The sequence below is a fragment of the Serratia symbiotica (Periphyllus acericola) genome (assembly GCF_964019515.1).
Lineage (GTDB): Bacteria > Pseudomonadota > Gammaproteobacteria > Enterobacterales > Enterobacteriaceae > Serratia > Serratia symbiotica_D.
In genome coordinates, this window is the sequence record NZ_OZ026452.1 from 626,562 (window position 1) to 638,883 (window position 12,322).

Here is a 12,322-nt window from a genome sequence, read left to right on the forward strand (position 1 = left end):
AGCCATGTCGAACTTCAATACCCTGATCAATTGGGTGCAGTGTAGCGACGACCAGCGTAGCGCACTGCTGATGCGCCCAGCGATCTCCGCCTCCGACAGCATCACCCGCACAGTGCGCGAGATCCTCGACAACGTGCAGGCCAACGGCGACCAAGCGTTACGCGAATACAGCGTCAGATTTGATAAAACCGAGGTCGATGCACTGCGCGTCAGCTCCGCACAGATCGCCGCCGCCAGCACGCGGCCGGGCAAGGATATCAAGCAAGCGATAGCGGTGGCTATTGCCAATGTAGAAACCTTTCACCATGCGCAACAACTACCAAGGGTCGATATTGAAACCCAGCCCGGTGTGCGTTGCCAGCAGGTAACCCGGCCGATCGATTCGGTCGGGCTGTATATTCCCGGCGGCTCAGCCCCGCTACTCTCCACCGTATTGATGCTGGCGATACCGGCGCGGATCGCTGGCTGCCACAGGGTAGTGCTGTGCTCGCCGCCGCCGATTGCCGATGTGATCCTCTATGCCGCGCAACTGTGCGGCGTGCAGGAGGTATTTCAGATCGGTGGCGCACAGGCGATCGCCGCCATGGCTTTCGGCACCGATTCCGTGCCACGGGTGGCGAAGATCTTTGGACCGGGTAATGCCTTCGTCACCGAGGCTAAACGCCAGATCAGCCAGCGGCTGGACGGTGCGGCGATCGATATGCCGGCTGGTCCTTCCGAAGTGCTAGTGATCGCCGATGCCGGTGCAACCCCAGCGTTTGTTGCTGGCGATCTGCTGTCACAGGCCGAGCATGGCGCGGACTCACAAGTGCTCCTGCTGACACCCGATGCCGCGATGGCGCAGGCAGTAGCCGATGCAGTAACACACCAGTTGGTCGGGTTGCCGCGTGCGGAAACCACCCGCCAGGCATTAGCCCACAGCCGTTTGATCGTGGCACAAGATTTGGCACAATGTGTGGCGATCAGTAACCAGTACGGCCCTGAGCACCTGATAATTCAGACCCGTAACGCCGGTGATCTCGTGGAAAGCATCACCAATGCCGGCTCGGTATTTCTCGGCGACTGGTCGCCGGAATCCGCTGGCGATTATGCTTCCGGTACCAACCACGTATTGCCGACCTACGGCTACACCGCGACCTGCTCTAGTCTGGGGCTGGCGGACTTTCATAAACGCATGACGGTGCAGGAGCTTACCCCACAGGGCTTGATGGGTCTGGCCACCACGATTGAAACGCTGGCGAGCGCCGAGCAGTTGATCGCCCACAAAAACGCGGTAACTCTGCGTGTCGCTGCCCTGAAGGAGCAAGCATGAGCATTGAAAACCTGGCGCGTACCAACGTTCGCGAGCTGACGCCTTATCAATCGGCGCGCCGCCTCGGCGGTAGCGGTGATGTGTGGCTGAATGCCAATGAATACCCCATTGCCCCAGCGTTCCAACTGACAGCACCGACCTTCAACCGCTACCCGGAGTGCCAGCCAGCACAAGTGATTGAGCGCTACGCCGCTTATGCCGCGGTGAAAAAGGAGCAGGTGCTGGTCAGCCGTGGTGCCGATGAAGGCATCGAGCTGCTGATCCGCACCTTCTGCCAGCCCGGCAAGGACGCGATGCTGTTCTGCCCGCCGACCTACGGCATGTATGCCGTTAGCGCTAAGACCTGCGGCGTGGAGCAGCGCATGGTGGCGGCAAAACAGGACTGGCAGTTAGATTTGCCAACCATCGCCGACAACCTGGACAACGTGAAGCTGGTCTACGTCTGCAACCCAAACAACCCGACCGGCAACCTGATCGACCCCAACGATCTGCGCCGCCTGCTGGATATGACCAAAGGCAAGGCAATCGTTGCCGTTGACGAGGCTTATATTGAGTTTTGTCCACAGGCCAGCCTGGCTAGCTGGCTGAGCGACTATCCGCACCTGGCTTGCCTGCGCACCTTATCGAAAGCCTTTGCGCTGGCCGGTCTGCGCTGCGGTTTTGTCCTGGGGAACGAAACGTTGATCGCCCTGTTGCTGAAGGTGATCGCACCTTATCCACTACCGACACCAGTGGCTGATATCGCCACTCAAGCACTGAGCAGCGAGGGGATCGTTTTGATGCATCAGCGGGTTAGCGAGATTGCAACCCACCGCCGCTGGCTGCAACAGGCAATGCAAAACTGCTCTGGTATAGAACAGGTTTTCACCAGCGACAGTAATTATTTGCTGGTGCGTTTCACCGCTGCACGTCAGGTATTTAACCACCTGTCGGCTCAAGGCATTATCGTAAGAAACCAACATCAACAGCCTGGATTGTCCGGCTGCCTGCGCATCACCATAGGCACCCGTGACGAATGCCAACGCCTGGTTGATGCGCTGACCACCGCCAATGAGACTTGCCAGGAGCGAATTTGAGCCAAAAAATCCTCTTTATTGACCGTGATGGCACGCTGATTGCAGAGCCACCGGAAGACTTCCAGGTCGACTGCCTAGACAAGCTGGCGTTGGAGCCGGAGGTGATCCCTGCGCTACTGGCGTTGCAACAGGCGGGCTATCAGTTGGTAATGATCACCAACCAGGATGGGCTGGGTAGCTCCCGTTTCCCACAGGAATCCTTTGATCCGCCACACCATTTGATGATGCAGATCTTCTGTTCGCAGGGTATCCACTTCGCTGATATCCTGATCTGTCCGCACTTACCAACAGACAACTGTGGCTGCCGTAAGCCAAAAACTACGCTGGTGAGGGGCTATCTCGAAGCGGGCGTGATGGATAGCACCCACAGCTACGTAATTGGCGATCGGCTAACCGATATGCAGTTGGCGGAAAATATGGGTATCCAGAGTCTACGCTACCAGCGTGAAACGCTGGGCTGGAAAGCAATCATTCGCCAGTTGACCCAGCGTGACCGCTATGCCCAGGTGAACCGAGTCACCAAAGAGACGCATATCGAGGTCGATGTCTGGCTGGATCGTGAAGGTGGCAGCAAGATCAAAACTGGCGTCGGCTTCTTCGACCACATGCTAGACCAGATTGCGACCCACGGTGGCTTACGTATGGATATCGACGTCAAAGGTGACCTGTATATCGACGATCACCACACGGTGGAAGATACCGGTCTAGCGATCGGCGAGGCGTTGAACAAGGCACTGGGTAATAAACGTGGCATCGCGCGCTTCGGCTTTATGCTGCCGATGGATGAATGCCTGGCGCGCTGCGCGCTGGATATTTCCGGCCGCCCGCACCTGGAGTATAAGGCTGAGTTCAGCTACCAGCGTGTCGGCGATCTCAGTACCGAAATGGTCGAGCATTTCTTCCGTTCGCTGTCCTACACCATGGGCTGCACGCTGCACCTGAAAACTAAAGGTAAGAACGACCACCACCGGGTGGAAAGTCTGTTCAAGGTGTTTGGCCGCACGCTGCGCCAGGCGATCCGCGTTGATGGTGAGACCTTGCCAAGCTCAAAAGGAGTGCTGTGATGAAGGTGGTGATCCTAGATACCGGCTGTGCCAACCTGTCTTCTGTCATCTATGCAGTACAGCGCTTGGGTTACCAGCCGAAAGTCAGCCGCGTTCAAGAGATCGTGCGGCACGCCGACAAGCTATTGCTGCCCGGCGTTGGCACTGCACAGGCGGCGATGAACCAATTGCAACAGCTCGCGCTGATTGACTTGATCAAAGCCTGCACCCAGCCGGTGCTGGGTATCTGCCTCGGTATGCAACTACTGGCGGCAAGCAGTGAAGAGAACCGCGGCATCAGCACACTGGGCATCATCTACACCCCGGTAAAGCAAATGCCTGACTGCGGTCTGCCATTGCCGCATATGGGCTGGAATCGGATCTATGTGCAGGCGGGAAACCCGTTGTTCCGTGGCATCAAGGACGGGGCCTATTGCTACTTTGTTCACAGCTATGCGATGCCGATATGCCCAAGCACCATCGCCCAAGCCAACTACGGCGCACTTTTCAGCGCCGCCGTGCAAAAAGACAACTTCTTTGGCGTGCAGTTTCATCCAGAGCGTTCTGGAAAAACCGGCGCACAATTGTTGAAAAACTTTCTGGAGATGTAAGCAGCATGATTATTCCCGCTTTAGATTTGATCGACGGCAAAGTGGTGCGTTTGCATCAGGGCGATTACCGCCAGCAACGTGACTACGGCAAGGATCCGCTGCTGTGCTTACAGGATTATCAACAGCAAGGTGCACAATTGCTGCACTTGGTTGACCTGACCGGTGCCAAGACGCCAACGGCACGCCAAATCCCACTGCTGCGCAAGCTGCTGGCAGGGGTTGATCTGCCGGTACAGGTTGGCGGCGGTATCCGCAACGAGCAGGATGTAGCCACCTTACTAGAGGCCGGTGCCACCCGTGTGGTGATTGGCTCCACCGCAGTGAAGCAACCCCGCTGGGTGCAGAGCTGGCTAACCGGCTACGGCAGCGACGCCGTAGTGCTGGCGCTGGATGTGCGTATTGACGCGCAAGGCAGCAAGCTCGTGGCCATCAGCGGCTGGCAGGAGAACTCCAGCGCCACGCTGGAGCAGGTGATTGAGCAGTTCCTGCCCTACGGCCTGAAGCATGTGCTGTGCACCGACATTTTGCGCGATGGCACCCTAGCTGGCTGTAACGTGGCACTGTATCAGGAAATCACCCACCGTTACCCACAGGTCGCCTTTCAAGCCTCTGGTGGCATCGGTAGCCAGGAGGACCTCGCCCAACTATGTGGCAGTGGCGTTGCCGGAGTGATCGTTGGGCGCGCTCTGTTGGAAGGGAAATTTAGCGTTGAGGAGGCGATCGCATGCTGGCAAAACGGATAATCCCCTGTCTGGATGTCAAAGATGGGCAAGTAGTGAAAGGCGTACAGTTCCGTAACCACGAGATCATCGGTGATATCGTGCCACTGGCACAACGCTATGCGCAGGAAGGGGCTGATGAATTGGTGTTTTACGATATCACCGCCTCCTCCGCTAGCCGGATGGTGGATAAAAGCTGGGTATCACGGGTAGCAGAAGTGATCGATATTCCCTTCTGCGTTGCCGGAGGCATCAAAAGCGCTGAGGACGCCAGTCAGATCCTCTCCTTCGGTGCCGACAAGATCTCCATTAATTCACCGGCACTGGCCGATCCTGAGTTGATTAGCCGCCTGTCGGATCGCTTCGGCGTGCAGTGCATCGTAGTAGGCATCGATACCTGGTTCGACATTGAAACCGGCAAATATCACGTCAACCAATATACCGGTGACGAGCGCCGTATCCGCGTCACCCAGTGGGAAACCCTGGACTGGGTGCAGGAAGTACAGCTCCACGGGGCTGGCGAAATTGTGCTAAACATGATGAACCAAGATGGCATGCGCAACGGCTACGATCTGCAACAACTGCGCTGGGTGCGTGATGTGTGCAAAGTGCCATTGATCGCCTCTGGCGGTGCTGGCACCCTGGAGCACTTCCTGGTAGCCTTCCGTGATGCGGACATCGACGGCGCTCTGGCAGCTTCAGTGTTCCACAAACAAATCATTAATATCGGCGAACTAAAAAAGTTCCTGGCCGAACAAGGCGTGGAGATTCGCGTGTGTTAACTGACCCACAGAACAACCCGCTAGACTGGGAAAAAACCGCTGGCTTGATACCAGCTATCGTACAACATGCTGTCTCTGGCGAAGTGCTGATGCTGGGCTATATGAATCAGGCCGCGCTGGCGATAACCGAGCAGAGTGGTAAAGTCACCTTTTTTTCACGCACTAAACAGCGGCTGTGGACCAAAGGCGAAATCTCTGGCCACTTTCTCAACGTCGTCAGCATCACCCCGGATTGCGACAAAGATACGCTGCTGATTTTGGTCAATCCCATTGGCGCAACCTGCCATCTGGGCAAAGTTAGTTGTTTCTACCAGGCCACAAGCGACTGGAGCTTTTTGTATAAGTTGGAACAACTGCTAGCGAAGCGCAAAACCGCCAGCCCAGGCAGCTCTTACACCGCTAGCCTGTACGCCAGCGGCACAAAGCGCATCGCACAAAAAGTCGGAGAGGAAGGTGTGGAAACCGCGCTGGCTGCCATGGTCAATGACCGCGAGGAGCTGACTAACGAAGCCTCGGATCTGATTTACCACTTAATGGTGTTGTTGCAAGACCAGGAACTGGAGTTGAGCAAGGTTATTGGCCGGCTTCGTGAGCGGCATCAAAGATAGTTTGAAAGACATCGGTGATATAGGCAATAAAAAAGCCGCCGAGGCTAAACCCGGCGGCTTTTTTATTGTTCAACGGCAGGGATTATGACATCCATTCGGTATGGAACACACCTTCTTTATCGATGCGTTGGTAAGTATGAGCACCGAAGTAGTCACGCTGTGCCTGGATCAGGTTGGCAGGCAGCACCGCTGAACGGTAGCTGTCGTAGTAAGCGATCGCCGCAGAAAAGGTGGGGGTAGGGATGCCATTTTGCACCGCATAAGATACCACGTCACGCAGTGACTGTTGGTATTCATCAGCGATCTGCTTGAAGTAAGGTGCCAGTAGCAGGTTGGCGATATCAGCATCGGCGGCGCAAGCATCGGTAATTTTTTGCAGGAACTTTGCGCGAATGATGCAACCAGCGCGGAAGATCTTGGCAATCTCACCGTAGTGCAGCTCCCAGTTATTTTCCTTAGATGCGGCTTTCAACTGAGAGAAGCCCTGCGCATAAGAAACGATTTTGCCAAAATACAGCGCACGACGTACTTTCTCGATAAATTCGGCTTTATCACCGCTAAACGGCGTGACTTTAGGGCCGCTCAGCACCTTAGCAGCTGCAACACGCTGGTCTTTTAGTGAGGACAGGTAACGTGCGAACACGGATTCGGTGATCAGTGACAAAGGTTCGCCCAGATCCAGAGCGCTCTGGCTGGTCCATTTGCCAGTACCTTTGTTGGCCGCTTCGTCCAGGATCACATCTATCAGATAGTGACCCTCTGCGTCTTTCTTGGTGAATATATCTTTGGTGATATCGATCAGGTAACTATTCAGTTCACCTTGGTTCCATTCGGCAAAAGTCTCTGCCAACTGTTCGTTGCTGAGGTTCAACGCTTGCTTCAATAGCGAGTAGGCTTCTGCGATTAGTTGCATGTCGCCATACTCGATGCCGTTATGCACCATCTTGACATAGTGGCCGGCACCGTCAGCGCCAATATAGGTCACACAAGGCTCTCCTTCCGCTACTGCGGCGATTTTCTTCAGGATCGGTGCCACCAGTTCGTAGGCTTCTTTCTGGCCACCAGGCATAATGGAAGGCCCTTTTAGCGCACCCTCTTCTCCCCCGGAAACGCCAGTGCCAATAAAGTTGAAGCCCTGATCAGATAGTTCTTTGTTACGGCGCAGGGTATCCTGGTAGGAGGTATTGCCACCATCGATCAAGATATCGCCTTTATCCAGGTGCGGCGTCAAGGAAGCAATGGTTTTGTCCGTGGCTTCGCCCGCTTTAACCATCAGAAAAATACGGCGCGGTTTTTCCAGCGATTCGACAAACGCTTCGACGCTATAGTATGGAACCAGGTTCTTGCCTGGGTTCTCAGCAATAACTTCATCCGTCTTGTCGCCTGAACGGTTAAAGATGGAAACGGTATAACCACGGCTTTCAATGTTCAGTGCCAAATTACGGCCCATCACCGCCATGCCGACAGCACCGATTTGTTGTTTGGACATTTAGGAACTCCTGTCTGAGGATGATACCTGTTAACGACCCACGGCCAACAGGTTTCGACGCGGCGAATATGTTAACTCAGGATTGCAGTGCGCGGGTAGTGATTGGTGCTATAGGTCACATTTTTGTGATGCATAAACCTTGAAAAAACAGTTTGTTTATTTTATAATCAATTATTGATCAGTTGATGGTACAACTCGATATAGCTTTCCGCCATAGGCTCGGAGGTGAACAAAGCCTGAAAGCGTTTGGCGGCGTTTTCGCCATAGCGCTGCGCCTGCTCAGGATCGTGCCATAATGCGTGCATCGCCTCGCGCAGTGCTTGCGGGTTGGACGGCGGCACAACAATGCCCGTTTCCTGATCGATATTGATATAAGTGGTTCCTGTACCAATCTCACTTGAGATCAGCGGCTTACCATACATAGCCCCCTCAAGCAAGGTTATGCCAAAGGCTTCAGAGCGCAGATGAGACGGAAACACCACGCTATAGCATAATTGCAACAACGCGGCTTTATGTTCATCAGGCAGTGCTCGGAGGAAGTGAATGTGTTTCAATCCCAGATCCTGCGCCTGTTGTTTGAGTGCCGCTTCGATAGGGCCAGCACCGATAATGACCAATGGGAAGTCAGTGTGCTGAATGGCTTTCAGCAAAATATGCAGACCTTTGTAATAGCGGAATGCGCCAACAAACAAGAAAAAACGCTCGCCAACTTGTCGACGCCAATACGCCAGGTGAACCTCATCGGCAACAGGATAAGACTTTTTATCCAGGCCATAGGGAATAACTTTTACCTTGGATAAATACTTTTGCAGTACCGGGCTGGTCTTAACATAGTTTGGAGAGGCGGCAACAATAAAATCGACAGAGTTCAAAAATTTGTCCATCAATGGCGCGTAAATTTTCAATGCTATTTGTTGCTTAACAATATCTGAGTGATAGCTCACTATCGTTGGCTTTTTTATCCCGGTAATAAAGTGCAACAAATCCATGAATGGGTAAGGGAAATGGTAATGAATGATATCTGCCTGAGCCGCCAGCGCTTTAAATTTACTTATTGCACTCATCGAAAAGGGAGTGGATGCCACTTCAAAATCGCAGGCGGCATAGTAAGCCACATGTTTTCCAACCCGTTCATTATCGATATTGCCACGCGCGCTGAGAGACAATATCGTCGATTCAATCTGGTGACACACACCGGCTTCACTTAATTGAAAAATAACCTGTTCTATACCACCAAATGAATCTGGGTAATAAGTTTTATAAAAATGCATAACTTTCAACATGAAAATTTTAAACCTGCTGGTAAGCAAAAATGGTTTCTTGCGCACAGCGTTGCCAAGAAAATTGTTTTGCCCGATTTATCCCGTTTATCCTCGCCTGTTCACGCCAGGCGTCATCTTCAATGCTTTTTTGGATAAGTTCAGTGAGTGTGTCAACATCCTTTGCCGCACACATTAATGCGCAGTCGCCAGCCACTTCAGGTAATGATGCACTGTCAGAACAAACCACCGGTATGCCGGATGCCATTGCCTCCAGCACCGGTAATCCAAATCCTTCATACAGCGACGGAAATAGGAAACTGCGAGCGCCGGCAAATAGGTACGGCAAAACTGCGGACTTCGCGTAGCCCAGATAATGCAGCCAGCAAGCATTTTCAGCACGTTCGAAACGCTGGTGCAACCCTGCGCTGCTCCACCCATAGAATCCACTGATAACCAAAGGATTAGCCAGACGCAATGCCAACGGCAAACGCTCGTAAGCATCCAGCAGTGTTTCAATATTTTTTCGCGGCTCTATAGAGCCAGTAAACAAACAGTAGTGATCAGCTTTTAAACCGAGCGGGGCTAAAAACGGCTTAAGCTTTTCAGCTTCACGTGGATAAAAATCATCGCTACTGGCTAGCTTAGCGGCATACACTTGGCTCAAAGGCAGATTAAAATACTCAGCCAATTCAAGGCGCGTGAATTCGGAGTCCGTTATAAGAATATCGGCGCGCTTAATCGTCAGCAGCAGTTCTTTCTGCATAAAAAGGACACGTTCCGCCGGATGACATTGTGGCCAAGTAAATACCGAGAGATCATGAAAAGTCGCCAGGCAGCGATCGGTCTTGGGCGGCAAATAAAAATTAGGACTGTGGTAGATCGCATCCCGGTGTTTTCTAAGTGTATGCGTTTTTAACCAGGGGGCATTCAAGCGATATAATTCTGAAGCAAAATGGCTTTTTTGTAACCGCCGCCGCAGCCCCTTGACTGCGGAGGGCTGCTCCCAGGCGGTAGGGATCTGTCGGCTTAAATGACGCCCCTGAAGAAATAAAAGCTCAGATATCTCTGATCTTTCTTGCAGGCAGTTGGCTAACTCATAAGCATACCGGCCAATCCCAGTCATAGGAAATTGAATCGGGTCAGTACCAAATACAACTTTCATTATCAGTTTTCAAGCATCCAGCCTAATGTTTCTTCTAGATGTGGTGTCTGCCATGCGCCGATGATTGCGCGCAATTTAGTTGCATCCCCACACAGGCGTTTCACTTCGTTCGGGCGAACAAAAGCAGGGTTCACTCGGATCTCTAAGGAATGACCAGTGATCTTTTTACAGAACATGATCACCTCACGCAGAGAACAGGTTTTACCCGAGCATACATTGATCGTTTCAGCTAGCAGCCTCATTTTCAGTAGCGCTACGTAGGCTTTACTTAAAGCGCGCACATCGGTGAAATCACGCAAAACGTCGATATTCCCTAATTCAATCATTGCCGCATTCTCTTTAGGGAGTGGATGCCACTTCAAAATCGCAGGCGGCATAGTAAGCCACATGTTTTCCAACCCGTTCATTATCGATATTGCCACGCGCGCTGAGAGACAATATCGTCGATTCAATCTGGTGACACACACCGGCTTCACTTAATTGAAAAATAACCTGTTCTATACCACCAAATGAATCTGGGTAATAAGTTTTATAAAAATGCATAACTTTCAACATGAAAATTTTAAACCTGCTGGTAAGCAAAAATGGTTTCTTGCGCACAGCGTTGCCAAGAAAATTGTTTTGCCCGATTTATCCCGTTTATCCTCGCCTGTTCACGCCAGGCGTCATCTTCAATGCTTTTTTGGATAAGTTCAGTGAGTGTGTCAACATCCTTTGCCGCACACATTAATGCGCAGTCGCCAGCCACTTCAGGTAATGATGCACTGTCAGAACAAACCACCGGTATGCCGGATGCCATTGCCTCCAGCACCGGTAATCCAAATCCTTCATACAGCGACGGAAATAGGAAACTGCGAGCGCCGGCAAATAGGTACGGCAAAACTGCGGACTTCGCGTAGCCCAGATAATGCAGCCAGCAAGCATTTTCAGCACGTTCGAAACGCTGGTGCAACCCTGCGCTGCTCCACCCATAGAATCCACTGATAACCAAAGGATTAGCCAGACGCAATGCCAACGGCAAACGCTCGTAAGCATCCAGCAGTGTTTCAATATTTTTTCGCGGCTCTATAGAGCCAGTAAACAAACAGTAGTGATCAGCTTTTAAACCGAGCGGGGCTAAAAACGGCTTAAGCTTTTCAGCTTCACGTGGATAAAAATCATCGCTACTGGCTAGCTTAGCGGCATACACTTGGCTCAAAGGCAGATTAAAATACTCAGCCAATTCAAGGCGCGTGAATTCGGAGTCCGTTATAAGAATATCGGCGCGCTTAATCGTCAGCAGCAGTTCTTTCTGCATAAAAAGGACACGTTCCGCCGGATGACATTGTGGCCAAGTAAATACCGAGAGATCATGAAAAGTCGCCAGGCAGCGATCGGTCTTGGGCGGCAAATAAAAATTAGGACTGTGGTAGATCGCATCCCGGTGTTTTCTAAGTGTATGCGTTTTTAACCAGGGGGCATTCAAGCGATATAATTCTGAAGCAAAATGGCTTTTTTGTAACCGCCGCCGCAGCCCCTTGACTGCGGAGGGCTGCTCCCAGGCGGTAGGGATCTGTCGGCTTAAATGACGCCCCTGAAGAAATAAAAGCTCAGATATCTCTGATCTTTCTTGCAGGCAGTTGGCTAACTCATAAGCATACCGGCCAATCCCAGTCATAGGAAATTGAATCGGGTCAGTACCAAATACAACTTTCATTATCAGTTTTCAAGCATCCAGCCTAATGTTTCTTCTAGATGTGGTGTCTGCCATGCGCCGATGATTGCGCGCAATTTAGTTGCATCCCCACACAGGCGTTTCACTTCGTTCGGGCGAACAAAAGCAGGGTTCACTCGGATCTCTAAGGAATGACCAGTGATCTTTTTACAGAACATGATCACCTCACGCAGAGAACAGGTTTTACCCGAGCATACATTGATCGTTTCAGCTAGCAGCCTCATTTTCAGTAGCGCTACGTAGGCTTTACTTAAAGCGCGCACATCGGTGAAATCACGCAAAACGTCGATATTCCCTAATTCAATCATTGCCGCATTCTCTTTAGGGAGTGGATGCCACTTCAAAATCGCAGGCGGCATAGTAAGCCACATGTTTTCCAACCCGTTCATTATCGATATTGCCACGCGCGCTGAGAGACAATATCGTCGATTCAATCTGGTGACACACACCGGCTTCACTTAATTGAAAAATAACCTGTTCTATACCACCAAATGAATCTGGGTAATAAGTTTTATAAAAATGCATAACTTTCAACATGAAAATT

General features: G+C 52.0%; 13 protein-coding genes and 2 pseudogenes. 7 read left to right on the top strand and 8 right to left on the bottom strand.

Features of this window, described 5'->3' with window-relative positions; all coding sequences use genetic code 11:
* Positions 1-4 precede the first annotated feature (4 nt).
* Genes hisD through hisIE form a run of 7 tightly spaced genes read left to right on the top strand, consistent with a single transcriptional unit; the run spans position 5 to position 6,151 of the window.
* Positions 5-1,312 carry a histidinol dehydrogenase gene (gene hisD, locus AACL06_RS03515; RefSeq protein WP_339037918.1) on the top strand — a complete coding sequence of 436 codons (1,308 nt, stop codon included), beginning with the start codon at positions 5-7 and terminating at the stop codon, positions 1,310-1,312.
* Entirely contained in the window at positions 1,309-2,388 is a 1,080-nt protein-coding gene (gene hisC, locus AACL06_RS03520) for a histidinol-phosphate transaminase (RefSeq protein ID WP_339037920.1), read from the top strand. The genes hisD and hisC overlap by 4 nt, the downstream gene beginning before the upstream one ends.
* Positions 2,385-3,452, top strand: a complete 1,068-nt coding sequence (gene hisB / locus AACL06_RS03525) for a bifunctional histidinol-phosphatase/imidazoleglycerol-phosphate dehydratase HisB (RefSeq protein WP_339037921.1) — start codon at positions 2,385-2,387, stop codon at positions 3,450-3,452. The genes hisC and hisB overlap by 4 nt, the downstream gene beginning before the upstream one ends.
* Complete coding sequence (hisH, locus tag AACL06_RS03530; RefSeq protein WP_339037922.1) at positions 3,452-4,042, top strand: imidazole glycerol phosphate synthase subunit HisH; 591 nt, start codon at positions 3,452-3,454, stop codon at positions 4,040-4,042. The genes hisB and hisH overlap by 1 nt, the downstream gene beginning before the upstream one ends.
* 5 nt (positions 4,043-4,047) lie before the next feature.
* Complete coding sequence (gene hisA, locus AACL06_RS03535; RefSeq protein WP_339037924.1) at positions 4,048-4,785, top strand: 1-(5-phosphoribosyl)-5-[(5-phosphoribosylamino)methylideneamino]imidazole-4-carboxamide isomerase; 738 nt, start codon at positions 4,048-4,050, stop codon at positions 4,783-4,785.
* Complete coding sequence (gene hisF, locus AACL06_RS03540) at positions 4,767-5,543, top strand: imidazole glycerol phosphate synthase subunit HisF (RefSeq protein ID WP_339037926.1); 777 nt, start codon at positions 4,767-4,769, stop codon at positions 5,541-5,543. The genes hisA and hisF overlap by 19 nt, the downstream gene beginning before the upstream one ends.
* Complete coding sequence (hisIE, locus tag AACL06_RS03545; protein ID WP_339037928.1) at positions 5,537-6,151, top strand: bifunctional phosphoribosyl-AMP cyclohydrolase/phosphoribosyl-ATP diphosphatase HisIE; 615 nt, start codon at positions 5,537-5,539, stop codon at positions 6,149-6,151. Before hisF ends, hisIE begins: the two co-directional genes overlap by 7 nt.
* Positions 6,152-6,233: 82 nt before the next feature.
* Here hisIE and gndA read toward each other — a convergent pair whose 3' ends face one another.
* The 8 genes and pseudogenes from gndA to AACL06_RS03585 all read right to left on the bottom strand — a co-directional run.
* On the bottom strand, positions 6,234-7,640 hold the full coding sequence (gene gndA / locus AACL06_RS03550) for an NADP-dependent phosphogluconate dehydrogenase (protein ID WP_339037930.1): 1,407 nt from the start codon (positions 7,638-7,640) through the stop codon (positions 6,234-6,236).
* A gap of 167 nt (positions 7,641-7,807) precedes the next feature.
* The gene (locus AACL06_RS03555; protein ID WP_339037931.1) at positions 7,808-8,923 is read right to left on the bottom strand and encodes a glycosyltransferase family 4 protein; all 1,116 of its coding nucleotides are present in this window, start codon (positions 8,921-8,923) and stop codon (positions 7,808-7,810) included.
* 7 nt (positions 8,924-8,930) lie between these two features.
* Positions 8,931-10,064: a glycosyltransferase family 1 protein gene (locus AACL06_RS03560; protein WP_339037932.1), complete on the bottom strand. Its 1,134-nt coding sequence runs from the start codon at positions 10,062-10,064 to the stop codon at positions 8,931-8,933.
* A 2-nt stretch (positions 10,065-10,066) separates the two neighbouring features.
* A complete protein-coding gene (locus AACL06_RS03565; protein WP_425336929.1) occupies positions 10,067-10,471 on the bottom strand; it encodes a GDP-mannose 4,6-dehydratase in 405 nt (134 codons plus the stop codon).
* Positions 10,407-10,619 (bottom strand): annotated as a pseudogene (locus AACL06_RS03570) (glycosyl transferase family 1); the annotation flags it as partial. The pseudogene AACL06_RS03570 and the gene AACL06_RS03565, both read right to left, overlap by 65 nt.
* A 7-nt stretch (positions 10,620-10,626) precedes the next feature.
* Positions 10,627-11,760 (bottom strand): glycosyltransferase family 1 protein, encoded by a 1,134-nt coding sequence (locus AACL06_RS03575; RefSeq protein ID WP_339037932.1) that lies wholly within the window; start codon positions 11,758-11,760, stop codon positions 10,627-10,629.
* A 2-nt stretch (positions 11,761-11,762) separates the two neighbouring features.
* Entirely contained in the window at positions 11,763-12,167 is a 405-nt protein-coding gene (locus AACL06_RS03580; protein ID WP_425336929.1) for a GDP-mannose 4,6-dehydratase, read from the bottom strand.
* Positions 12,103-12,315, bottom strand: a pseudogene (locus tag AACL06_RS03585) (glycosyl transferase family 1); the annotation flags it as partial. The gene AACL06_RS03580 and the pseudogene AACL06_RS03585, both read right to left, overlap by 65 nt.
* Positions 12,316-12,322: the final 7 nt, after the last annotated feature.

Excerpts from the sequence above, each read along its gene's own strand:
- hisC (WP_339037920.1), top strand. The coding sequence starts at position 1,309 with ATGAGCATTGAAAACCTGGCGCGTACCAACGTTCGCGAGCTGACGCCT.
- hisD (WP_339037918.1), top strand. The coding sequence starts at position 5 with ATGTCGAACTTCAATACCCTGATCAATTGGGTGCAGTGTAGCGACGAC.
- hisA (WP_339037924.1), top strand. The coding sequence starts at position 4,048 with ATGATTATTCCCGCTTTAGATTTGATCGACGGCAAAGTGGTGCGTTTG.
- gndA (WP_339037930.1), bottom strand. The coding sequence starts at position 7,640 with ATGTCCAAACAACAAATCGGTGCTGTCGGCATGGCGGTGATGGGCCGT.
- AACL06_RS03575 (WP_339037932.1), bottom strand. The coding sequence starts at position 11,760 with ATGAAAGTTGTATTTGGTACTGACCCGATTCAATTTCCTATGACTGGG.
- hisH (WP_339037922.1), top strand. The coding sequence starts at position 3,452 with ATGAAGGTGGTGATCCTAGATACCGGCTGTGCCAACCTGTCTTCTGTC.
- AACL06_RS03560 (WP_339037932.1), bottom strand. The coding sequence starts at position 10,064 with ATGAAAGTTGTATTTGGTACTGACCCGATTCAATTTCCTATGACTGGG.
- hisF (WP_339037926.1), top strand. The coding sequence starts at position 4,767 with ATGCTGGCAAAACGGATAATCCCCTGTCTGGATGTCAAAGATGGGCAA.
- AACL06_RS03580 (WP_425336929.1), bottom strand. The coding sequence starts at position 12,167 with ATGAACGGGTTGGAAAACATGTGGCTTACTATGCCGCCTGCGATTTTG.
- AACL06_RS03565 (WP_425336929.1), bottom strand. The coding sequence starts at position 10,471 with ATGAACGGGTTGGAAAACATGTGGCTTACTATGCCGCCTGCGATTTTG.
- AACL06_RS03555 (WP_339037931.1), bottom strand. The coding sequence starts at position 8,923 with ATGTTGAAAGTTATGCATTTTTATAAAACTTATTACCCAGATTCATTT.